The sequence below is a fragment of the Sphingobium sp. AP49 genome, assembly GCF_000281715.2.
Lineage (GTDB): Bacteria > Pseudomonadota > Alphaproteobacteria > Sphingomonadales > Sphingomonadaceae > Sphingobium.
On sequence record NZ_CP124576.1, the window covers coordinates 3,398,223 to 3,420,398 of the forward strand.

General features: G+C 64.3%; 25 protein-coding genes. 13 read left to right on the forward strand and 12 right to left on the reverse strand.

What is annotated here, in order from left to right; all coding sequences use genetic code 11:
• Window positions 1-65: 65 nt before the first annotated feature.
• On the reverse strand, window positions 66-674 hold the full coding sequence (locus PMI04_RS16200; protein WP_037486743.1) for a hypothetical protein: 609 nt from the start codon (window positions 672-674) through the stop codon (window positions 66-68).
• A 168-nt stretch (window positions 675-842) separates the two neighbouring features.
• Here PMI04_RS16200 and ispH point away from each other — a divergent pair, with 168 nt between their 5' ends.
• The 4 genes from ispH to PMI04_RS16220 all read left to right on the forward strand — a co-directional run bounded on the left by ispH (window position 843) and on the right by PMI04_RS16220 (window position 6,170).
• Entirely contained in the window at window positions 843-1,802 is a 960-nt protein-coding gene (gene ispH / locus PMI04_RS16205) for a 4-hydroxy-3-methylbut-2-enyl diphosphate reductase (RefSeq protein WP_007711709.1), read from the forward strand.
• A gap of 5 nt (window positions 1,803-1,807) precedes the next feature.
• Window positions 1,808-2,785 (forward strand): homoserine kinase, encoded by a 978-nt coding sequence (gene thrB / locus PMI04_RS16210; RefSeq protein WP_007711711.1) that lies wholly within the window; start codon window positions 1,808-1,810, stop codon window positions 2,783-2,785.
• Window positions 2,782-3,234, forward strand: coding sequence for a ribonuclease HI (gene rnhA, locus PMI04_RS16215; protein ID WP_007711713.1), 453 nt, complete (start codon window positions 2,782-2,784; stop codon window positions 3,232-3,234). The genes thrB and rnhA overlap by 4 nt, the downstream gene beginning before the upstream one ends.
• A gap of 356 nt (window positions 3,235-3,590) precedes the next feature.
• Window positions 3,591-6,170, forward strand: a complete 2,580-nt coding sequence (locus PMI04_RS16220; protein WP_007711715.1) for a DUF2235 domain-containing protein — start codon at window positions 3,591-3,593, stop codon at window positions 6,168-6,170.
• A gap of 15 nt (window positions 6,171-6,185) precedes the next feature.
• Here the strand turns inward: PMI04_RS16220 and PMI04_RS16225 are convergent, their stop codons facing one another.
• The 3 genes from PMI04_RS16225 to PMI04_RS16235 are packed head-to-tail and all read right to left on the reverse strand — an operon-like array spanning window position 6,186 to window position 8,439.
• Window positions 6,186-6,362, reverse strand: a complete 177-nt coding sequence (locus PMI04_RS16225) for a DUF1508 domain-containing protein (protein ID WP_007711717.1) — start codon at window positions 6,360-6,362, stop codon at window positions 6,186-6,188.
• 23 nt (window positions 6,363-6,385) lie between these two features.
• Window positions 6,386-7,489: an FAD-dependent oxidoreductase gene (locus PMI04_RS16230; RefSeq protein ID WP_007711718.1), complete on the reverse strand. Its 1,104-nt coding sequence runs from the start codon at window positions 7,487-7,489 to the stop codon at window positions 6,386-6,388.
• Entirely contained in the window at window positions 7,486-8,439 is a 954-nt protein-coding gene (locus PMI04_RS16235) for an alpha/beta hydrolase (protein ID WP_007711719.1), read from the reverse strand. Before PMI04_RS16235 ends, PMI04_RS16230 begins: the two co-directional genes overlap by 4 nt.
• A 49-nt stretch (window positions 8,440-8,488) precedes the next feature.
• On the opposite strand from PMI04_RS16235, the gene PMI04_RS16240 reads away from it, so the two are divergent.
• From PMI04_RS16240 to PMI04_RS16275, 8 genes are all read left to right on the forward strand, one after another.
• Complete coding sequence (locus PMI04_RS16240; RefSeq protein WP_007711720.1) at window positions 8,489-8,962, forward strand: prepilin peptidase; 474 nt, start codon at window positions 8,489-8,491, stop codon at window positions 8,960-8,962.
• Window positions 8,963-9,012: 50 nt separating this feature from the next.
• Window positions 9,013-10,020 (forward strand): Flp pilus assembly protein CpaB, encoded by a 1,008-nt coding sequence (gene cpaB / locus PMI04_RS16245; RefSeq protein ID WP_037486746.1) that lies wholly within the window; start codon window positions 9,013-9,015, stop codon window positions 10,018-10,020.
• 1 nt (window position 10,021) lies between these two features.
• The gene (locus PMI04_RS16250; RefSeq protein ID WP_007711722.1) at window positions 10,022-11,545 is read left to right on the forward strand and encodes a type II and III secretion system protein family protein; all 1,524 of its coding nucleotides are present in this window, start codon (window positions 10,022-10,024) and stop codon (window positions 11,543-11,545) included.
• 16 nt (window positions 11,546-11,561) lie between these two features.
• Window positions 11,562-12,218 (forward strand): CpaD family pilus assembly protein, encoded by a 657-nt coding sequence (locus tag PMI04_RS16255; protein ID WP_007711724.1) that lies wholly within the window; start codon window positions 11,562-11,564, stop codon window positions 12,216-12,218.
• Window position 12,219: 1 nt separating this feature from the next.
• On the forward strand, window positions 12,220-13,515 hold the full coding sequence (locus tag PMI04_RS16260; protein WP_007711727.1) for a pilus assembly protein CpaE: 1,296 nt from the start codon (window positions 12,220-12,222) through the stop codon (window positions 13,513-13,515).
• Between the two features lie 72 nt (window positions 13,516-13,587).
• Window positions 13,588-14,586 (forward strand): type II secretion system F family protein, encoded by a 999-nt coding sequence (locus tag PMI04_RS16265; RefSeq protein ID WP_007711728.1) that lies wholly within the window; start codon window positions 13,588-13,590, stop codon window positions 14,584-14,586.
• A gap of 17 nt (window positions 14,587-14,603) precedes the next feature.
• Window positions 14,604-15,593 carry a type II secretion system F family protein gene (locus PMI04_RS16270; protein ID WP_007711730.1) on the forward strand — a complete coding sequence of 330 codons (990 nt, stop codon included), beginning with the start codon at window positions 14,604-14,606 and terminating at the stop codon, window positions 15,591-15,593.
• A 135-nt stretch (window positions 15,594-15,728) separates the two neighbouring features.
• A complete protein-coding gene (locus tag PMI04_RS16275) occupies window positions 15,729-16,157 on the forward strand; it encodes a DUF2147 domain-containing protein (protein WP_007711732.1) in 429 nt (142 codons plus the stop codon).
• A gap of 60 nt (window positions 16,158-16,217) precedes the next feature.
• Here PMI04_RS16275 and PMI04_RS16280 read toward each other — a convergent pair whose 3' ends face one another.
• From PMI04_RS16280 to PMI04_RS16300, 5 genes are read right to left on the reverse strand one after another with little or no spacing between them, the layout of a single operon-like run.
• Complete coding sequence (locus tag PMI04_RS16280; RefSeq protein ID WP_007711735.1) at window positions 16,218-16,835, reverse strand: MarC family protein; 618 nt, start codon at window positions 16,833-16,835, stop codon at window positions 16,218-16,220.
• Window positions 16,832-17,479 (reverse strand): hypothetical protein, encoded by a 648-nt coding sequence (locus PMI04_RS16285; protein ID WP_007711738.1) that lies wholly within the window; start codon window positions 17,477-17,479, stop codon window positions 16,832-16,834. The genes PMI04_RS16280 and PMI04_RS16285 overlap by 4 nt, the downstream gene beginning before the upstream one ends.
• Window positions 17,476-18,369: a bifunctional methylenetetrahydrofolate dehydrogenase/methenyltetrahydrofolate cyclohydrolase FolD gene (gene folD / locus PMI04_RS16290; protein ID WP_007711740.1), complete on the reverse strand. Its 894-nt coding sequence runs from the start codon at window positions 18,367-18,369 to the stop codon at window positions 17,476-17,478. The genes PMI04_RS16285 and folD overlap by 4 nt, the downstream gene beginning before the upstream one ends.
• Window positions 18,366-18,689, reverse strand: a complete 324-nt coding sequence (locus tag PMI04_RS16295; protein ID WP_007711743.1) for a DUF167 family protein — start codon at window positions 18,687-18,689, stop codon at window positions 18,366-18,368. Before PMI04_RS16295 ends, folD begins: the two co-directional genes overlap by 4 nt.
• On the reverse strand, window positions 18,686-18,979 hold the full coding sequence (locus tag PMI04_RS16300; RefSeq protein ID WP_007711745.1) for a YggT family protein: 294 nt from the start codon (window positions 18,977-18,979) through the stop codon (window positions 18,686-18,688). Before PMI04_RS16300 ends, PMI04_RS16295 begins: the two co-directional genes overlap by 4 nt.
• Window positions 18,980-19,121: 142 nt before the next feature.
• Here PMI04_RS16300 and PMI04_RS16305 point away from each other — a divergent pair, with 142 nt between their 5' ends.
• Window positions 19,122-19,643 (forward strand): GNAT family N-acetyltransferase, encoded by a 522-nt coding sequence (locus PMI04_RS16305; protein WP_007711747.1) that lies wholly within the window; start codon window positions 19,122-19,124, stop codon window positions 19,641-19,643.
• 8 nt (window positions 19,644-19,651) lie between these two features.
• Here the strand turns inward: PMI04_RS16305 and argB are convergent, their stop codons facing one another.
• The 3 genes from argB to PMI04_RS16320 form a co-directional block, all read right to left on the reverse strand.
• Window positions 19,652-20,569 carry an acetylglutamate kinase gene (argB, locus tag PMI04_RS16310; protein WP_037486747.1) on the reverse strand — a complete coding sequence of 306 codons (918 nt, stop codon included), beginning with the start codon at window positions 20,567-20,569 and terminating at the stop codon, window positions 19,652-19,654.
• Window positions 20,570-20,594: 25 nt separating this feature from the next.
• Window positions 20,595-21,227 (reverse strand): queuosine precursor transporter, encoded by a 633-nt coding sequence (locus tag PMI04_RS16315; RefSeq protein ID WP_007711751.1) that lies wholly within the window; start codon window positions 21,225-21,227, stop codon window positions 20,595-20,597.
• A gap of 126 nt (window positions 21,228-21,353) precedes the next feature.
• Window positions 21,354-22,046: an amino acid racemase gene (locus PMI04_RS16320; RefSeq protein ID WP_007711753.1), complete on the reverse strand. Its 693-nt coding sequence runs from the start codon at window positions 22,044-22,046 to the stop codon at window positions 21,354-21,356.
• Window positions 22,047-22,176 lie beyond the last annotated feature (130 nt).

Sequence of the window (22,176 nt, forward strand, 5' to 3'; positions counted from 1 at the left end):
TGGGCCTTCGACTTCGCTCAGTCCCTACTCAGCACGAACGGAGAAAAATCTAAGCGGAAACGACCTTAACGGGTCGCATTATATTTGAGCTGGTCCTGGGTCAGGTTGAACCCCACGAGCAACTCGAAGCTGGTTCGCTGCAATGCCGCCTTGACATCGGGCTGGGCGAAGGGATCGATCGCCGCATCCGCATCGCCGGCCTTGCGCTTCTGCGTGATCTTCTGCTGGATTTCGGGTGGCAACGTAGCCGATGCCTTGTCGACATAGGAACCGGCCGTCGCCGTCGCGCTGGCGCGGGTCTCGCCCGCCGCGAAATTCAGCGTGACCTGACCGATGCGCTTGGCGACCACGGCGCTGCCCCCACGCACGATCGCGGAGAAATAAGGCAATGTCACCTGGCGCGCCGTGCTCGCATCGATGCGGCGCGCGTTCACGACGAAGGTTGCCTGGGTATAAAGCTGTGCGCCATCACTGCAGGTCGACCGCAGGTCGGTGATGTTCGCCACCACGTCGATCGCCGACGCATCGCGGCTCTGCGCCGGGCTGAACAGCGTCACATCGCCCGTATAGGTCGGGATCGCCGCCACCGGACAGGCCGAACGCACGGTCACGATACCGCCGGTCGGGTCGATTTCCCCGCGCCGCGAACAGCCGGCGAGGGCAAGGGCAAGCATTCCGGTCAACGCAATTCGGGACAATGTCACAGGCAGCAATTCCTCAGCATGACGCCCTGGCCACAGGCGTCCGGCTTCCTTATCCATCACCCGCCGCCCGCGCAACACAAAGCAGGCGGATTTCCGTTGGCTCTTCCTTCGCGCGCGACATTCGCCTAAGCCGCGCCCATGACGCAGCCCCCCGCCCCTCGCCCGCCGCTGAAGCTTCTGATCGCCGCGCCGCGCGGCTTTTGTGCCGGTGTCGACCGCGCCATCATCATCGTCGAGCGCGCGATCGAGAAATATGGCGCGCCGGTCTATGTCCGTCATGAAATCGTCCACAACAAGTTCGTGGTCGACACCTTGAAGGCGAAGGGCGCGATCTTCGTCGAGGAACTGGACCAGGTACCCGATGGCGTGCCGGTGGTCTTTTCCGCGCACGGCGTGCCCAAGGCGGTGCCGGCCAAGGCGGAGGAGCGCGGCCTCGACTATCTCGACGCCACCTGCCCGCTGGTCAGCAAGGTGCATCGCCAGGCCGAACGCATGGTGACGGCCGGCCGCCATATCCTGTTCATCGGCCACAAGGGCCATCCCGAGGTGATCGGCACCTTCGGCCAGGTGCCCGACGGCACGATGACGCTGATCGAGACGGTCGAGGATGCCGAGGCGCTGGCGCCCGCCGACGCCGACAATCTGGCCTTCCTGACCCAGACCACCCTGTCGGTCGACGATACCGCCGCGATTGTCGCCACGCTGGAGCGCCGCTTCCCGTCGATCATCGCGCCCAAGGGCGAGGATATCTGCTACGCGACGTCGAACCGTCAGACTGCGGTCAAGGCGATCGCCACCCGGTGCGACGCCGTCTATGTGATCGGCGCGCCCAACAGTTCCAATTCGCTGCGCCTGGTCGAAGTCGCCGAGCGCGAAGGCACCCCCGCCCGCCTGATCCAGCGCGCCGACGAGATCGACTTCGCCTGGCTGGAGGGCGTGACGACGCTCGGCCTCACCGCTGGCGCTTCCGCCCCTGAAGTGCTGGTGCGCGAAGTTGTCGACCGGATTGCCGAACGCTTTGCGGTGACCGAGGAACAGGTGGAAACGGCGCAGGAGACCATCTCCTTCAAGCTGCCGCGCGGGCTGGAGGCGGCATAAGCGTCATGGCCGTCTATACCCATGTTCCCGCCGAAGAGATCGACATCTTCCTCACCCGCTATGACGCCGGCCGACTGGTGTCCGCCAAGGGCATCGCCGAAGGGGTGGAAAACAGCAATTACCTGCTGGAAACCACTGGCCATGACGGAAACGGCCATCGCTATATCCTAACCCTCTATGAAAAGCGGGTGGATGAGGCGGACCTGCCCTTCTTCATGGATCTGCTCGACCATCTGGGCGCACGCGGCTGCCTCGTCCCGCGCTTCATCGCCGACCAGAACGGCACGCGCCTGCAACAACTGGGCGGCCGCCCTGCCTGCCTGATCGAGTTCCTGACCGGCATTTCCGTGACCGAGCCGACCCCGGCCCAGGCGCGCGCCTGCGGCATGGCGCTGGGCGAATTGCACATGGCGGCACAGGGCTTTGCCGGCGAACGGCGCAATGCGCTCGACAAGGATGGCTGGCACGGGCTGGCGGCCAAATGCGGCGATGATTTCGACCAGATCGCACCGGGTCTGGGCACCCGCGTGGCAGAGGAACTGGCCTTTCTCGACGCCCACTGGCCCGCTGACCTTCCCCGTTCGGTGATCCATGCCGACCTGTTCCCCGACAATGTGCTGATGCTGGGAGATCGGGTCACGGGCCTGATCGACTTCTATTTCAGCTGCACCGACATCCGTGCCTATGATCTGGCCGTCACCCACAGCGCCTGGTGCTTCAGCAATGATGGCAGTCGATGGTTCGGCGACCGTGCCGCCGCCCTCGGCGCAGGCTATGCCCAGGCACACGGCCTTACCGATGCGGAAAGGGCGGCCTTCCCCATCCTGTGTCGTGGCGCTGCACTGCGCTTCATGCTGACCCGTGCCTATGACTGGATCAACACCCCGGCGGATGCGCTGGTGACGCGCAAGGATCCGCTTGCCTATCTGCGGCGGCTGGATTTCTATGCGAAGGCTGATCCGGCGGAGTTGCTCGGCGCATGAGCGATCTGCCGCAAGTCCAGATCTTCACCGACGGCGCGTGCAAGGGCAATCCCGGCCCGGGCGGCTGGGGCGCTGTGCTGCGCTTTGGCGACAGAGAGAAGGAAATCTCTGGCGGCGAGGCCCAGACCACCAACAACCGCATGGAAATGATGGCGGCGGTCGAGGCGCTCAACACACTCAAGAAGCCGTGCAAGGTGACCGTCTATACCGACAGCAAATATGTGATGGACGGCATCACCAAATGGATATTCGGCTGGCAGAAGCGCGGCTGGAAGACTGCCGACAACAAGCCGGTCAAGAATGTCGAGATCTGGCAGGCGCTGGTGCAAGCCGCGGCCCGCCACGACATGAGCTGGCAATGGGTCAAGGGCCATGCCGGCCATCCCGAAAATGAACGCGCCGACCAACTGGCCTGCGCGGCAGCCGAAAGCTTTCGGCGCGGCATCTAGGAAATAGCAACCCGGCCTTTCCATGTAATGCGAAATCCCGAATCAGCTTGTCGCGCAATCGGTGCAAATCTTCATGCCCCCCATAAAGTCGCATTTCTAACAATTTCAAATTCGCCTTTATGAACAATCCCTTCGCTTTAAATGCACCCCTATCATTTTCTCTCGGCTCGACCCGGCACAGATGCTAGAATGGTCGGTGGACGATAGCATCGCATCTAGCGCGAGCATGTCCTTTCAGGGGCGCCAAGACAGATCGAACGGCCAGACATGCGCCATCTCGCAATGGCTCATGCGACCGGGTGCCGCCCCGCGCGAAGGCAACAGGGCGGTTCGTCGATGGATTGGGGAGCCACGCCATGGAGTTCAGCCGACGCCAGAACAAGACCGACATGGACGAGGCCGCCGCCGCGCCCGAATTGCGGGCCGACGCCCCGGCCCCGTTTCACACGTCCGGCAAGGCCATTATCGTCTTTTCCGACGGTACCGGTAATAGCAGCGGCAAGCTGTTCAAGACCAATGTCTTCCGCCTCTATCAGGCGCTCGACCTTGGCCTCGATCCTGCCGGCCAACGGACGCAGATCGCTTATTATGACAATGGTGTCGGCACCTCGTCGGTCAAGCTGATCGCTATATTGGGCGGGATATTCGGCTTTGGCCTGCGCCGGAATCTGCTCCATCTCTACCGTTTCATCTGCCGCAACTATAATGACGGCGACAAGATTTACGCCTTCGGCTTCAGTCGCGGCGCCTTCACCGTGCGCCTGCTCGCCAGCCTCGTCTGCGAACAGGGCATCGTGCCATATGAAGATGAGCGGGAACTCAACTATAACAGCGCCGACGCGCTCTACCGCTTTCTGGACAAGAACAGGCCGGACATCTTCACCGGCTGGTGGCAATTATGTCGCGGCCTCCGCCTGCTGGTCCGAAAAGGATGGCGGATGCTGGTCCGTCGACCGATGAACGTGCCCAGCACGGCGCGCCCGGGAATCGAGTTTCTGGGCGTGTGGGACACGGTCGCCGCCTATGGGGGGCCGATCAGCGAAATCACGCGTGGCATCGACAAATATGTCTGGCCGCTGACGATGACCGATTATGAACTTAACCCCAAGGTCCGCACGGCGCGCCACGCGCTGGCCCTGGACGACGAGCGCGACTCCTTCTGGCCGCTGCTCTGGGACGAGGTCAATGAGGACCGGCGAGCCAATGCCCCCGACGCCGACGATGCGATGCGGCTGCATTTCCGAACCCGCCTCAAGCAGGTCTGGTTCAGCGGCATGCATTCTGATGTCGGCGGCGGCTATCCTGACGAAAGCCTGAGCTATGTCTCGCTGGTCTGGATGATGGACGAGATTGGCGACCGGTTGCGCTTTGTTGCGGACGAAGCCCGCCGCATTCGCCAATTCGCCAATCCGTTCGGCCCGATGCACGATTCGCGGCAGGGACTGGGCGTCTATTATCGCTATCAGCCGCGCAAGATATCCGCGCTGCTGCACCGCAGCGTCGACGATGTGCTGCAATTTGCCAACACCAGCATTTTGCGCGACCCGACCATTGGCGAGAAGCGACACCGCCCTCAGGGCCTTTTGCTGTCCTGCAAGGTCCATGAAAGCGTTCTTGAACGGATCGGCAATGGCACCGATAATTATGCACCGATCGTGCTGCCGCGCGATTTCGACGTTGTGCGTGCAGCCGGTCCCACCGGCCCGGTCGAAGCCCAGAGTGGTGCCCCTGCCATCTCGCTCGACCAGGCCATCGCCAATCTACGGTCGCCCGGCGTGGCGCAGGCCCGGGCCGAACGGCAGGAAAATGCCTGGGACGATGTCTGGCGCCGCCGGGCCGGCTATTTCGCGGTACTGGGGCTCAGCATGCTGCTCATCGCCGCGCCGCTCTATATGCACCGCTTCGCGATCAAACCGGACACCGATGCGCGCTGGGTGGTGGATACCCTCTTCGCCTGGATCGGCAATTTCGTGCCCGGCTTCGCCAGTCCCTGGTATGGCGCCTTTCGCGAACTCTATCCGCTGTTTCTCGTGGTGGGCCTGCTGATCCTGCTGATCCAGTTCTTCATGACCGCGCAATCGCACAAATTGTCGGATCGGCTCAGGATCGCCTGGTGGGAAGCCTTTCAGGGGCAGGGCGGCACGCCACAGCCCACCAGATTGCGGTCAATCCGCAACAGCCGCATCTATCAACGCGCCCTGCAATGCCTGAAATGGCAGATCATGCCCTTCCTGTTCGGTGTCGGCATATTGGCACTCTTCCTCTATATCCCCGCCATCATCTGGTCCCAGGTCTCGCTCAGCTTCCGCGAGCGTAGCGACCAGCTATGCGCCAGCACCAGCACCCTCCCCGCACCACTGCAGGGCGCACATTATATCCAGCAGGTGTCCGCCGACCAAAAATGCTGGCCGTCCGGGATCAGCGTGACCCGCGATCATCGCTACCGCGTCACCATCAAGCCCCTGGGCAGAAATGGTCCCGGCTGGCAGGATGGAAGCCATCCGGTCCCCCTGCAGGGCCAGTCCAGTTTCGATTTCCCGCTCCAGATCCAGCCGTTAATGGTCGCAGGCACGCCCTTCCGCCGGGTCTATCCGGCGCGCTGGCTCGAACCGTTGGTGGAAGTCCGCATGATGCCACAGGCCAAGAAGGGCGAGGATGCACGCGCACGCATCACGATCGAACGCATGGCCTCGCTGGTTCCGGCCAAGAACGTCCCCGCCCCCTTCTACGCGGGCGAATTTACCGCGCCGATGGATGGCGAACTGATGCTGTTCCTCAACGACGCCGTACTACCTGTCGGCTCGTCCGATTTCTTTTATAATGGATCCGACATCTCGCGAAATGCGGGTACAGCCCGCATCTGCATAGAAGACACCGACACGCATTTCACCCAGCGCACAGCCGGGTGCGGCATCGACAATTGGGTACCTGACTGAAGAAAGGCGGCGATCTCAGTCCGCTTCTTCGACTGGTGCGCCAGGCCCGTTTTTCAGAACGGATTCGATCGCGTTCTTGGCACCAGCCTTGGAACTGTAGCCTTCGGTCCAGAAAATAACTTCGCTGTTATATTTGAACTTGGCGACGAACTCGCCTGCCTTGTTCTTCTCGATCACGAACTTGTGCGCCACGTTCTATCTCCTGGCCTGCTGCGTTACCGAAACCGATCGGCAGCATAGGTAGTGGCATCTATGCTGGCAACCGCTTCCGGCCGTGCATTACCCGTCAGCAGGCTCGCGCCCAGCAGGGCCGCCGCCGGCGCCGTCTGAATGCCAAAGCCGCCCTGCCCGGCGAACCAGAAAAAGCCGTCATGCCCTGGATCAAATCCATAAACAGGGGCGCGGTCAGGTGCGAAGCTGCGCAGCCCGGCCCATCGGCGCTCGACCGCCGCAATCGGCCAGTCGACCGCTGCCTCGAAACGCGCAATGGCCTGCGCGACCGCCAATTCCTCGGGGGCCGCGTCGCAGGGTGGCGACGCCACCTCGTCATGCGGGGTCAGCCATATCCGGTCGGGACCGTCGGGCTTGAAATAAAAGCGACCCTGCAAGTCCATGACCAGCGGCAATTCGCCCCCGGGCATGGCCGGTACGCGCAGCTGGGCGACCGTACGGCGATAGGGGGTGATGCCGATCGGCGTCACGCCGCAGGCGCGCGCCACATCATCGGCCCAGGCGCCCGCCGCATTGACCAGGATGGCGCAGTCTATCGCGCCATCCTGCGTCTCGATCCGCCAGCCGCCGTCGGTCGCCCTTGCCCGCTCCAGCCGCGTGCCCAGCCTGATCGTGCCACCCAGGTTCCGGAACCGGCGCAGAAAGGCCTGGTGCAGCGCTGCCACATCAATGTCGCGGCAACTCGGTTCCAATATCCCCAATGTCCAGTCGGGCCGCAACCCAGGCACCAGCGCCGCCGGATCAACCGGCTGCAAATCGACCCTGCCAGCGAAATCCGCCAACAGCGCATCGTGCAACGTCCGATCCTCGGCCCGGCCGATATGCAGCGTGCGACGCGGTGACAGGAAAGGTCGATCGCTGAACTCGCCATCCGGCGTCGCCAACAATGGCCCCGACGCCGTCGTCAGCGGCTGGACCAAAGGCCCGCCATAGGTCTCTTCCCAGAAAGCGACGGAGCGGCCGGTGGCGTGATAACCGGCACGCTCCTCCATTTCCAGGATCAGCACGCGCGCCTGCCCGGCCAACGCCGCGCCCAGGCTGGCGCCGGCCATGCCGCCACCCACAATGACGATATCGGGTCCGTTCAACAGGCAACCTCGTCCAGAAAGGCATCGATCCGCGCCAGCGCATCGAGGCGGACCGGGTCAAGTTCGCGCAGGATTTCATGCGCGGCCTCGCGCCCATAGACGTGCAAGCGCGCATCGGGCAAGCGTGCGGCAATCCGGCGAATGGCCGGCGTGGCGACCAGTTGATCGACCCGCGTCGCCAGCAGCAGCATCGGTACGCTGATTCGCTCAGGTCCCGTTCCCGACTCGAGCGCCCGAGTCGATTCGAGCGCCTGCCGCACCCAGTTCCAGCTCGGCGGCCCCAGCGCGATACTCCGATCATGATCCCGCCACCAGATTTCGTCGGCATAACGATCGGGGTCATGCGTCAGGCGTTTCTGCCGCAACCGGCGCTGCCGTTCGCTCTCCTCCTTCTGCGTCCAGGCACGTTCTCGGCCCTTGCCGATAGCGCACATGGCGTCGGCGATTGCGACCGCCAGCCAGCGCGGCAAGGGCGCCGTATGCAGGCCCAGCATGGGCGCGACCGCCACGGCAGCATCGGGGCAAACAGCATCTTCGGCCAGGGCGCGGATCAGCATATGGCCGCCCATACTATGCCCCAGCATGACCGATGGGCCTTGCCCTTCGCGATGCCAATCTTTTGAAAAATCCTGTAAATCTGAGATCCACCGGCCAAAATCATCGATATGGCCGCACAGCGGATCATCGGTCAGCCGGCCCGACCCACCCTGGCCGCGCCAGTCGAAACTGGTTACCGCCCAGCCGCGCATCGCCCAGTGATGGATCACCTCCAGATATTTCTCGATCATGTCGCCGCGTCCGCCCAGAATGAGCATCCGGCCGCGGCGCCCCGAACCCAGCCGATAGCGGCGGACAGGCCAGCCATCGGGGGCATGCCAATAGTCCAGTTGCCCGCCTGTCGGCCAGGCACGGCGGTCGAAGGTCGCGGGAGCGAAGACGGGCGAATCCATGGGGCATGGTTACGGTTTGGTAAGCCATGCGGTCTAGACCCTGTACCCCATGTTGGGGGAATATTTCAGGCTGGCGCTGCTATGCGCCCTGGGCGTGCTGCTGATCGCTGCCGCGGTCACCGACTTGCGTGCGCGGCTGATCTCCAACCGCCTCAACCTAGCGGTCGCCGCACTGGCGCCGCTCTGGTGGCTGGCCTGCGGCCTGCCATTCTGGCCGGGCATGGCGGTGCAACTGCTGGTCGGCGGACTGGTCTTCGGGCTGTTCGCCCTGCTGTTCGCCATGGGCATGATGGGCGGTGGCGACGTCAAACTGCTTGGCGCGCTGGCGCTGTGGTTTCCCTGGCAGGCCGTGCTGACACTGATTGTACTGATGGCAGTCCTGGGCGGCGTCGTGACGATCGCCACGGTCGTCCATCATCGCATCGCCAAAAAGCCCGGCCAGCCTGAAATTCCTTACGGTGTAGCCATATCGCTGGCGGCTCTGTGGTTGCTTGGCGAACGATATCTTAACCAATTTGCGTGATGAGTGGGGCCTGGGGGCAGTGCACCCATTTGAGGGAGGCGAATTTCGTCATGGACGCTAAGAAGATCGTGCTGCTGGTGGGGGCGCTTATCATAGCGGTCACTACAGCTTTGCTTGCGCGCAGCATGCTGAGTTCATCCAGCGCGCCACAGGTCAATGCGGCAGCCATGCCGGAAGCAGACCAGCCGCATGTGCTGGTCGCCACCAAGGCGCTGCCGGTCGGCACGATCCTGGACCCGGAAAGCTTCCGCTTCCAGCCCTGGCCCAAGGATCTGATCGAGGCCGCCTATTATCTCAAGGGCGAGGCCGATCCGACCAAGCTGGCGGGCAGCGTGGTGCGCAATCCGATCACGGCGGGCCAGCCGCTCACCCAGGGGGCGATCATCCGCCCCGGTGATCGCGGCTTCCTGGCGGCGGCTCTCGGTCCGGGCATGCGCGCCGTGACGGTGCCCGTCTCTGCCCAGAATTCGGTCGCCGGATTTGTCTTTCCTGGTGATCGCATCGACCTGGTGCTGACCCAGACGGTCGCCGGCGGCGGCGATGGCGCCCCGCTCCGCGTCTCGGAAACGATCCTGCGCAACCTGCGCGTGCTCGCCACCGACCAGCGCACCGACGCCCTGGGGCCAGACGGCAAGCCCGTCGTCCAGACCTATTCCAACGTCACGCTCGAAGTGACGCCCAAGATCGCGGAAAAGATCGCCGTATCGCAAACCATCGGCTCGCTCTCGCTCTCGCTGCGCTCGATCGCCGACACCGCGTCGGATCTGGATGCTGCGATCGCCGGGACCGACGTCGACCTGCCCGACGGCGCCAGCCCGGGTAGCGAGAAGTCGATCATTGCCAAGATCGCGGCCCGCCCGGTCGATCGCGGCTCCACCTATTCCACCGGTGCCGATGTGTCGCGCTACCAGCGCAGCAGCGTCCCGGCCAAGCCCGACGCCGGCATGGCCGTCGCGGGGGCCAATGGCGCACCGGTCGGCACGGCCGTCTTCAAGGGGCCGACCATCCGCATCGCACGCGGTACCAATGTGACCGAAGTTCCGGTCGGGGGGAAGTGAGATGAACGCAATCAACCTGCTCGCTCGGCGCGCGGCGGTCCGTCCGCTGGCCGCCCCGGCTATCGCGCTCGGCCTGGCGCTGGCGATGGTCGCGACGCCCACCACGGCGCTCAACGCCGCTCCGTCCTCGGCACAGGACAATGCGATCCTGATGTCGGTCGGCGGCAGCAAGGTGGTCAACTTGTCCGCCAAGATGTCGGATGTAGTGATTGCCAATCCCGATGTGGTGGACGTGCACGTCCGTTCGCAGAACCAGCTCTATCTGATCGCCAAGAAGCCCGGTGAAACCACCGTCTTCGTCACCGCGACCAACGGCAAGGTGCTGTTTTCGGGCACGGTCCGGGTCGGCAACAACCTGACCAGCATCGACGACATGCTGCAGCTGGCGATGCCGGGCGCGAACATCGCGGTCAACAAGATGAACGGCATGGTCCTGCTGACCGGCACGATCAAGGCGCCCGAAGATGCGGCCGAAGCCGAACGCCTGACCCAGGCCTTCGTCGGCAAGGACGTCACCGTGGTCAGCCGCCTGCTGATGGCGACGCCGCTGCAGGTGATGCTCCAGGTCAAGATCGCCGAAGTCACCAAGGATATCGGCCACAAGATCGGCACCAGCTTCACCAGCGTCGACAGCAGTGGCGGCAAGGTTCTGGGCAGCATCGGTGGCGGCACGCGCGATTTCGCCACCTTCGATTCGAGCACCAACACCTGGGAATTCACCAACCCCACCGATGGCTCCTATAGCCTGGGTGGCGTCGCCCATCTGCTGGGCATGGATATTGCCGGGGCGCTCGACCTTGCGGAATCCAGCGGCCTCGCCACCACTTTGGCGCAGCCGAACCTGACTGCATTGTCGGGTGAAACGGCCAGCTTCCTGGCGGGTGGCGAATATCCCTATACCGTCAACAACGGCCCTTCGTCGGGCAACAGCATCCAGTTCAAGCAATATGGCGTGCAACTGGCCTTCACGCCGACGGTGCTCGCCGATGGCCGCATCTCGCTGCGCGTCCGCCCGACGGTGTCCAGCCTCGACTTCTCGGTCGATGCCAGCGTGCCCGCACTCAAGAGCCGGACGGCGGAAACCACGGTCGAACTAGGTTCAGGCCAGGCCTTCATGATCGCCGGCCTGCTCAACAATGAAACCGGCAACAACATCAACAAGGTGCCGGGGCTGGGCAATGTGCCGATCCTGGGCAGCCTGTTCAAGTCGCGCAGCTTCCAGCGTAACGAGACCGAACTGGTGATTGTGGTCACGCCCTATCTGGTCAAGCCGATGAACGCATCGGATGTGCATCTGCCGACCGACGGCTTCCGTGCCGCCAATGTCGGTCAGGGCCTGTTCCTGGAACAGGGCAATGACGGCATCAGTGGCGCCCAGCCGCACATGCCGACCCGCGCGCCGACGGCACCCGTTCCGCCCACGCCCGGACCGCAGGCATCCGCTGCCCTGCCCGCCGTGGCCTCTCGCGACGAGGGCAAGCCCGCCGGCAAGTCCGGTGGCGCGACCCCCGGCTTCAGCTTCTGACGGAAGGACGAAAGACATGACGCCCAAGTCCCGCAAGACCCTCGTCCGCCTCGGCACCCTCGCCCTGCTGGCGCTGCCACTCGCGGCCTGCTCCACCGACGATGCCAATCGCAGCGTGGAATCGGTCCACCAGCCGGTGGTCAGCTATGCCTCCTACACCTTCGACGTGCAGGCGGGCGGCAATGGCCGCCTCGCCGCTTCGGAGGCGGGACGGCTCAACGACTGGTTTGCCTCGATCAACCTTGGCTATGGCGATCAGGTCGCGATCGTGACCGACGCGGGCTATTATAGTCCGTCACTGGGTGACGATATCGCCAACGTCGTTGCACGTCGCGGCCTGCTGATGAGCGAAGACAGTTCCGCCGCCGCTGGCGCTGCACCGGAAGGCAGCGTGCGCCTGGTCGTGCGTCGCGCGACGGCCAGCGTGCCGGGCTGCCCCGATTGGTCCATGAAGGCCGAAAGCAGCCTCGACCTGGCGACATCCTCGAACTTCGGCTGCGGCGTCAACAGCAACCTTGCCGCCATGGTCGCCAATCCGGAAGACCTGGTCCGCGGCCAGACCACCGATAGCGAATTGCGGACCGCCACATCGAACCGCGCGATCACCACATATCGCGAGAAGGCCCCGACCGGTTCGGGTGAACTCAAGCAGATGTCGGCAGGAGGCCAGTAAGATGAACGCACCCTGGAAACATGGCTCGGTCGGCCAGCGTGATCCGTTCCACGCCTTCGTCTGCGACGATCACAGCTTCGACCTGCTGCGCGCGGTCGCATCGGAAATGGGCTGGGCACCGGAAAAGGTGAACAAGGGCGGCATGCGCAATGCGGTGCAGAGCCTGTCGATCACGGCCAGCCCGCAGATCTTGTTCGTCGACATGTCGGAAAGCGGCGATCCGCTGAACGACATCAACAGCCTGGCCGAAGTCTGCGAACCCGGCACCGTCGTCATCGCGGCAGGCCAGGTCAATGATGTGCGCCTGTACCGCGACCTGGTCGCCAGCGGCATCCAGGATTATCTGCTCAAGCCCTTTGGCGCCGACCAGTTGCGCGACGCGCTGGCCCAGGCCCAGGCGGTATTCCATGCACCGCGCGACGCCGGACCGGATCGCCCGCACATGACGGCGGCGATCATCGGCACGCGCGGCGGCGTGGGCGCCTCCAGCATGGCGACCTCGCTCGCCTGGATGCTCAGCGAGAAGAAGAAGCGCCCGACCGCGCTGCTCGATCTCGATGTTCATTTCGGCACCAATGCGCTGGCGATGGATCTGGAACCGGGCCGTGGCCTGACTGACGCGATCGAGAACCCCAGCCGCATCGACGGCCTGTTCATCGAACGCGCCATGGTCCGGGCCAGCGAGATGCTGGCCATCCTGTCGGCCGAAGCGCCGATCAGCCAGCCGATGATGACCGACGGTGGCGCCTTCTACCAACTGCTGGAGGAATTTCGGCAGGCCTTCGAGTGCAGCGTCATCGACCTGCCGCGCAACATGCTGATCCAGCATCCGCACCTGATGAGCGACGTGAATGTCGCGGTCGTGGTGACCGAGCTGACCCTGGCTGCGGCGCGGGATTCGATCCGTATCCTGTCCTGGCTCAAGAGCAATGCGCCCCAGACCCGCGTGCTGGTGGTCGCCAACCGGGTTCACCCCGGCGCGCCCGAGATCAGCCGCAAGGATTTCGAGCAGTCGATCGAGCGCAAGGTCGACGTCATCATTCCGTTCGACCTGCGCATCGGCGCACAGGCTGCCAAGCTGGGCAAGACGCTCGCCGAGACCGCCAAGGGCAGCAAGGTCGGCGCGGCCTGCGCCGCCATGCTGGAAGAGGTGCTGGGCCTTGCGGGCGACGATGCAGCCGCAGATGGCGGCAAGGCGCAGCCCAAGAAGGGGGATTCGCTGCTCGGCAAGATCGGCGACCTCAAAAATATGATGCCTTCGCGCCGCAAGGACAAGGCAACGGCGCTGGAAGGCTGACGAACAGGGATGCCTGCCGCGCTAGGGCGGCAGGCATCTGCGATGCACATAGGCACTGGGAACAGGCGAGCAATGGACGGCAATTTCTTCCTGATTATGGTGCTGGTCGCGACCCTTCTGGGTCTCGCCGCCGTGGCGTTCGCCGGCCCCTCGCCCGATAAGGCGCGCAAGCGCCGCATCGCGCTCATCCGTGGGCGCCACAGCGATTCCACCGAGGCCATCCTGGAAGCCCGGATGCGCAAGGCGATCTCCAATCGCGCGACCGGTACCGAAATGAAGATGCTGGTGTCGCTGGTTCCCAATCCGGAGAACCTGACCAAGCGCATCCGCATGACCGGCAAGAAATGGACGCTCAGCCAGTATATGACGTCCTGCGCCGTCATCTTCCTGCTGCTCAGCGCCCTGCTGATGATGCGCGGTTTCCCCGCCCCGCTCGCCGTGATGGTCGGCCTGGCGGCGGGCCTTGGCTTGCCACATTGGTGGATCGGCCGACTGATCGCCAAGCGCATCAACCAGTTCAACGCGAAATTCCCCGACGCCCTCGAACTCCTGACCCGCGGCCTGCGTTCGGGCCTGCCGGTGGGCGAGACGCTGGGCATCGTATCGAGCGAAATTCCCGGCCCCGTGGGCGAGGAGTTCAAGCTCATCACCGAACGGATCAAGATCGGCAAGACCATGGACCAGGCGCTGCAGGAGACCGCAGACCGGCTCGGTACGCCTGAATTCCAGTTCTTCGTCATCACGCTGGCGATCCAGCGCGAAACGGGTGGCAATCTCGCCGAAACGCTGCAAAACCTGGCCACCGTGTTGCGCCAGCGCGCCCAGATGAAGCTCAAGATCCGCGCCATGTCGTCGGAATCCAAGGCGTCGGCCTATATCATCGGCGTCCTGCCTTTCCTCGTCTTCGGCATGATCTGCTACATCAACTTCAACTATATGAGCCCCTTCTTCACGCCCGATCCAGCCGGCGTGTTCGGCCTCAGCACGATGCAGGTCATCGGCATCGGCGGCATGTGCTGGATGGGTATCGGCGCCTTCATCATGGCGCAGATGATCAACTTTGAAATCTGATGGGGAACGGATAGACCATGGACGCCCCTACCCCCACCGGCACCCTGTTCGGCATGACCGCGACCGATTTCGGTACGCTGCTGGCCGCACTGGCGACGCTCGCCACCCTCTACGCGCTCTATGCGGTGATGACCGTGCGCGACCCGATGGCCAAGCGGGTCAAGGCGCTTAACGAACGGCGTGAACAGCTCAAGGCGGGCATCACCGCCTCGACCGCCAAGCGCCGTGCCAAGCTGGTGCGCAAGAACCAGACGACCGACAATATGCGGTCCTTCCTGTCCAGCCTGAAGGTGCTGCAGGACGACCAGCTCAAGGACGCGCAGATCCGCCTGGCCCAGGCGGGCATCCGCTCCAAGGACTGGGCCGTCGCGGTCATTTTCGGCCGCATGATCCTGCCGATCGTGATCGGCGGCACTGCCGCGATCCTGCTTTATGCCGTGGGCATCTATCCCGAATGGGGCGGCGCCAAGCGCTTCATGGCGTTCGCCGGTGCGCTGCTGCTCGCCTACAAGGCGCCCGACATCTTCATCGACAACAAGATTTCCAAGCGCTCCGCCGCGATCCGCAAGGGCCTGCCCGATGCGCTCGATCTTCTGGTCATCTGCGCCGAGGCCGGCCTCACCGTCGATACCGCCTTCAGTCGCGTGTCGCGCGAACTGGGCAAGGCCTATCCCGAACTGGGCGACGAGTTTCAGTTGACCGCGATCGAACTCAGCTTCCTCACCGAGCGGCGCATGGCGTTCGAGAATCTCGCGACGCGCGTGAAGCTGGATGCGGTCAAGGGCGTGGTCACGACCATGATCCAGACCGAGAAATACGGCACCCCTCTGGCATCGGCGCTGCGCGTCCTGTCGGCCGAATTCCGTCACGAGCGCATGATGCGCGCGGAAGAAAAGGCCGCACGCCTGCCCGCGATCATGACCGTGCCGTTGATTCTGTTCATCCTGCCGACCCTGTTCGTCGTCATTCTGGGTCCGGCCGCTTGCTCGATCAGCAAGGCCTTCTAAAAAATTTACAGGGAAGGAAGGGGCGCTGCCGTAGCGTCCCTTCCTTCCGTTTCCGTAAACTGCGGGCAAGCCGCTAGCGCCCCGCGCTTTTCCCCCTTATTCTTACCCTCAACCTGAAAAGGAGAGGATCGCATCATGACCATTCGCATCGCGGCAGGCGCCGCTCTTGCAACCCTGGCCGCGCTGGCGGCCGTCACCCCGGCGCAGGCGGCCCAGCCGATCACTGGCCGTTGGGCCACGGTCGATGGCAAGGCCCTCGTCCAGATTGCGCCTTGCGGAAAAAGCATCTGCGGCAAGATCGAAAAGATCGTAAAGCCGACCCCCGGTCGCCCTCAGACCGATATCAAGAACCCCGATCCGGCGCTGCGTTCCAAGCCGCTGGTCGGCCTGGCCCTGTTGTCGGGCTTCAGCGACGCCGGCGATATCTGGAAGGGCACGATCTACGACCCGGAAAGCGGCAAGAGCTATACCTCGAAGGTCAGCCGCAATGGTGATGGCACGCTCAAGGTTCAGGGCTGCATCGCCTTCTTCTGCAAGACCCAGACCTGGACCCCGGTCCGCTAGGCAAACGCATCAGCGTCGGGCAGGCCATGCGCAATGCAGGACCTGCCCGACGACCTGCGACTAGAAGCTCGCCTTCAACCCGTCGATCACGAACTGCGCGGCCAGCGCCGCCAGCAAGACGCCAAGCAGGCGGGTAATCACCGCCTCGATCTTGGCACCCAGAATGGCCATCAGCGGCCCGGCCGCCAGCAGCGCCCCCAGCATCAGCACCAAAGTCACCGCCACCGCCACCAGCACGACCAGCCGGTCGACCATGCCGTCGGCACGCGACATCAGCAGCATGACGGTCGCGATCGAACCCGGCCCGGCGATCATCGGCATCGCCATCGGGAAGACGGAGACATCCTCCACCTCCGGCGTCTCGGCGATCTTCTGCGCGCGATCCTCGCGCCGCTGGGTACGCTTCTCGAACACCATGTCCATCGCGATCATGAACAGCATGATGCCGCCGGCGATGCGGAAACTGTCCAGTTCGATGCCGAGCACGCCCAGCAGTTGCTTGCCCCACAGCGCGAACACCAGCAGGATGGCGGCAGCAATGCCGACCGCGCGGATCGCCATCGACCGGCGCTGGGCGATCGTCGCCCCGGTGGTCAGGCTGGCATAGATGGGCGCGCAACCCGGCGGATCGATCACCACGAACAGCGTGACGAAAGCGGATATGAACAATTCGATCATGACGGCGCCCCCACCTTGTCGTCGATCACCACATCATAGCCGGTCCCGTTCCACATGCGGACGGTGACCCGACGGCTGCCATCGGTCGCGACATCGGCGGACCAGATCAGGCTGTCATCCTGCGGCACCGGTGGCGCCTCCCCCTTCGCCGGCGGCGGACCTTCGGGCCGCGCACCGCGCTTGCAGGTCGCGACCTTCCCGGTCAGAAATTCCGGCACTGCCCGCTCGGTTGCCAGACGATCGCCATGATCGAGGATCCACTGCCAGCGGCCCTTCTTGTCGCGCCGCCACAGAGTGGTGAAATAGCCGACCGATCCATCCGGCCGCTTCCAGTTGCCGGTGCTGGCGGCGAGCAAGCCGTCGCAAGCGACATAGACGATCGATGGCGTCCAACTGACCGAGGCCGGCGGGTCCGCCTGCTTCTTCAGCCAGTCCTTCGCCACCACCCGTTGCGGCACGAACATCACCGCATCGTCCGCCGCGGTCTCGCGAAAGGCGGTCCATTGCCCCTTTTGCTGGGCAAGCCGGTTGAAGGCGATTTCGGCCGCGATCACCGAACTGGGATCGGGCTGGTAACGCATCGGCGGCTTGGCCGCGACCAGCATCACCAGGCTGAGGGCAAGGAGCGCTGCGCGTGCCTTCACAGCCCCTCCGGCTTTGCCAGGCCCGCGCGGGCATGGGCGGCGACCAGCGTGTTGCGCAGCAGTACCGCGATCGTCATCGGCCCGACGCCGCCGGGCACCGGCGTGATGGCACGGACATGCGACAGCGCTTCGGCAGTGGCGACGTCGCCGACGATCCGGCCCTTGCCATCTTCGGTATCGACCACGCGATTGATGCCGACGTCGATCACCGTCGCGCCTGGCTTGATCCATTCGCCCTTCACCATTTCGGCGCGGCCGACGGCGGCGACGACGATATCGGCGCGGTGGACGATGCTGGCGATGTCGCGGGTGCGGCTATGGGCGATGGTGACGGTGCAGTTTTCCGCCAGCAGCAGCGCCGCCATCGGCTTGCCGACGATGTTGGAACGACCGACCACAACCGCTTCCATGCCCGACAAATCGCCCAGCTCGTCCTTCAGCAGCATGATGCAGCCCAGCGGCGTACAGGGCACCAGCGCCTCCTGCCCGGTGGCGAGGCGCCCGGCATTGACGACATGGAAGCCGTCGACATCCTTGGCCGGGTCGATCGCGGCGATCACCGCCGCCTCGTCGATATGCTTGGGCAACGGCAACTGCACCAGGATGCCGTCGACGCGGTCATCATGGTTCAGTTCCTCGATCAGGTCGAGCAGGTCATCCTCGCCAATGCTGTCGGGGCGCTTGAACTCCATGCTCTCCATGCCGGCTGCGACCGTCATCTTGCCCTTGTTGCGGACATAGACGCTGCTCGCCGGGTCCTCCCCCACCAGCACCACGGCCAGCCCCGGCTTGCGGCCGGTCTGTTCCACGAAGGCGGTGACGCGATCGGCCACCTTGTCGCGGAGCGTGGCGGCAAAGGCCTTGCCGTCGATGATCTTGCCGATGGTCATGTCGTTTCAACCCATTTCGTGATGATGGCGGCCAGCCGGTCCAACGCCTGCGCCCCGCCCTGTATCCGTAACCGCTTTAGCCGGTTGGTATCGCCCGATTCCAGCAAAATCGCGCCCCTGGGCCAATCGAGCCGCTTGGCCAGCAACGCGATCAGCGCCGCATTGGCCTTTCCTTTTTCCGGCACCGCGCGCACGCGGGCGGACAGCCAGTGCGCGCCCTTCTCGTCGGTCCAGCATCCACCGACATCCTCGCGCGCGGCGCCGGGCGTCAGGCGAACCGCCAGAATGAGGTCATCCCCGTCCCGGCGCCAGCCGATCACATCAGGCTGGAAAAGAGCGGCGGCAGGATCGCCTGGCGAATGATGAGGATGCCCAGCAAGACGACCATCGGCGACAGGTCGAGTGCGCCGAGGTCCGGCATGATCCGCCGGATCGGATTATAGATGGGGGCCGTCATCCGATCGAGCGCGACCATCACGGTGCGCACGAAATCGCTGCCTGTGTTGACGACATTGAAGGCGATCAGCCAGCTCATGACGGCCTGGATGATGATGATCCACCACAGCACGTCGAGCAGGATGACGATGATCTGATAGAGGGCGTAGGCCATGGGATCTCCGTTCAAGCTTGGCGCCGCTCTAGCCGAGGCGAGGGGCCGGCCACAAGCCGCGACCGCCGCTTATTCCACCAAAGACCGACAGGCTTCGGCGGGAAGGGGTGGCGGGCATGGTTTGCGGCGCTATAGCGGGACCATGAATTTTCGTGATGCCATCCCCGCCGATGCTCCGCTGATTGCCGCGATCCATGTGGAAAGCTGGCGCATCGCCTATGCCCATATCATGGACCCGGCCTATCTGGCGGGCGGAATCGAGGCCGAGCGGCTCGCCACCTGGACGCAGCGGCTTGACCATCCGACACCCGGTCAGCGCATCATCATTGCCGAGCAGGACGGGCGACCGATGGGCTTCACCTGCATCATCGGCGGCGCCGACGAACGCTGGGGCACGCTGGTCGACAATCTCCACGCCCTGCCAGCAGCACGCGGCACGGGGCTTGGCACCGCCCTGCTGGCACGCGGCGCGCAATGGGCGATCGACGGCTGGCCACAGACCGGCCTGTTCCTCTGGTGCTACAGCGACAACCAGGCCGCACGCGGCTTCTATGCTGCGCGCGGCGGGGTCGAGGTCGAGGATTGGGACAAGCCCGGCCCGGACGGCCGGACCCTGCCGGAAAAGCGCATATATTGGGCTGATCCGGCGATCCTGCTCCGGTAAATTCGTGCTTATTTGCGGATCAGCGTGCCCGCACCGCGATCGGTGAAGATTTCCAGCAGCATCGCGTGTGGCACCCGGCCGTCGAGGATGACGGCCGCATCGACGCCGCTTTCGACCGCCTTCACGCAGGTTTCCAGCTTCGGAATCATGCCGCCGGTGATCGTACCATCGACCTGCAGCGCATGGATCGCAGCGGGATCAAGGTCGGTCAGCAATTCCTTGTCCTTGTTGAGCACACCCGGCACGTCGGTCAGCAGGAAGAAACGCGACGCCTGAAGCTCGGCCGCGATCGCGCCGGCCATGGTGTCGGCATTGACATTATAGGTATGCCCATCGGCGCCGATGCCGACGGGCGCGACCACCGGGATGATGCCGTCCTGCGTCAGCGTGTCGAGGATGCGCCGGTCGACCGAGACCGGATCGCCGACGAAGCCCAGGTCGACATGGCGCTCGATGCCCGAATTGGGATCCGGCGCGCGGCTGTGGCCAACCTTCTCGCACAGCACCAGCCCGCCGTCCTTGCCCGAAATGCCGACCGCCCGGCCGCCTGCGCCGCTGATCCAGCCGACGATTTCCTTGTTGATCGACCCCGCCAGCACCATTTCGGCGATCTGCGCGGTTTCCTTGTCGGTGACGCGCAGGCCGTTCACGAAATGCGATTCGACGCCCAGCTTCTTGAGCATCGCGCCGATCTGCGGCCCGCCGCCATGGACGACGACGACATTGATGCCGACCGCCTTCATCAGCACGACATCCTCGGCGAAATCGCGTGCCGCCTCCGGATCGCCCATGGCGTGGCCGCCATATTTCACGACGAAGGTCTTGCCCGCATAGCGCTGCATATAGGGCAGCGCCTCGACAAGGGTTTCGGCCTTCGCGAGGAGCGCGGGATCGGGGGCGTAGTTGCTGGTCATGCGCGCGCGCATAAGACCATATGCGCGCTACGGCAAGTTATCGATCGAGGCGACGGCCCAATGCGACCGCTGCGGAGATCAGTGGCGGCACCAGGATGATCGACAGCAGCACCTTGGTAATCATCTGCCCGACCATCAGGTCCATGATCGGCCGCTCGCCATAGAAGGAGATGGTGATGAACAGCAGCGTATCGACGATCTGCGATACGACGCTGGCGACCATGCCGCGCAGCCAGACCAGACGGCCCTCGCCGCCAGCCAACCGCGAGAAGATGAAGACGTTGAGCGTCTGCGACGTACCATAGGAGATCAGGCCGGCCAGCATCATCCGCGATCCCTGGCCCACGACGATCGGGAAGGCATCGACGGCGGGCGGATACATGCCCGGATCATGCGGTAGGGCGATGACGATATGGATCAGCGCCGCCGACACCAGCAGTGGCACGAAGCCCAGGCGCACCAGCGCGGTCGCGGTCTTCTGTCCATGAAGTTCCGATACGGCGCTGGAAATGATGACCAGCAGCAGGAAGGCAAAAATGCCCGCCTCCACCGCCAGCGGCCCCAGGGCGACCTGTTTCACGCCCAATACGCCGGCCATGCAGACCATGCCGCCATAGAGGATGGAAAAGACGAAGAGGGAGCGGGTCAGCGGCGCGGTCGATGAAGTCATCGACAGCCCTTACCGGGATTTGTCACGCGGGGGAAGATGGTGACGAACCTGCGCGGTGCGATCGGCCGTCGGCCCAACTCTGTCCTGCAGGCCGCCGCCCTTGCCACCCCCCGGCAGCGGCGTTTCCTATGCGCTCAGGATGAACTCCACCCCGGCCATCGCGTGGATTTCGGTGCAGTCATAGATCGGCAGGACGTTCGCCTTCACGTCGACGATCATTTCCAGTTCGGTGCAGGCCAGCACCACCGCCTGAACATCCTCCTTGGCGATGTCGGTCAGTTCCGACTTCATGAAGCGTTCGGAATCGCGGTTGATCTTGCCCACGGTCAGTTCGTCATAGACGATCCGGTCGATCCGCTCGGCCAGCGCAATATCGGCCGGCAGCAGCGACACGCCGTGCGACACCAGCCGCTGGCGATAATATTTCTCGGTCATCACGTTGCGCGTGCCGATCAGCGCGGCGCGGTCGATATGATCGGCCTTCATCCGCGTGCCGACGACATCGGCGATATGGACGATGGGAATGGCGACGCTCGCCTGGATCCGGTCATAGATGCGGTGCATGCTATTGGCACAGATCAGCAGCGCTTCTGCCCCGCCCTGCTCCAGCCGCTGGGCCGCGCCGATCAGATGACCGGACGCACAATCCCAATCTTCCTGCGTGACGCAGCCGGATACCTGCGCAAAATCCAGGCTTTCGATCAGCAGCGGCGCGCTGTGCTGGCCACCCTTGGCCCGGTGGATCGCCTGGTTGATAATCTCATAATAGCGGGCGGTGGACGTCCAGCTGAGACCACCAATCAGACCGAGTTTGCGCATGTCGCTCCCAATATGGGGGCGCCTGTCCGGCCCCGTGCGGGCCGGGCATGTCAGTGCCCCGTCCCTTCTTTTACGGAAGATGCGCACTTCGACAAGCCGGGACGATCCACCCGCCCCGTCGACGGGGCGA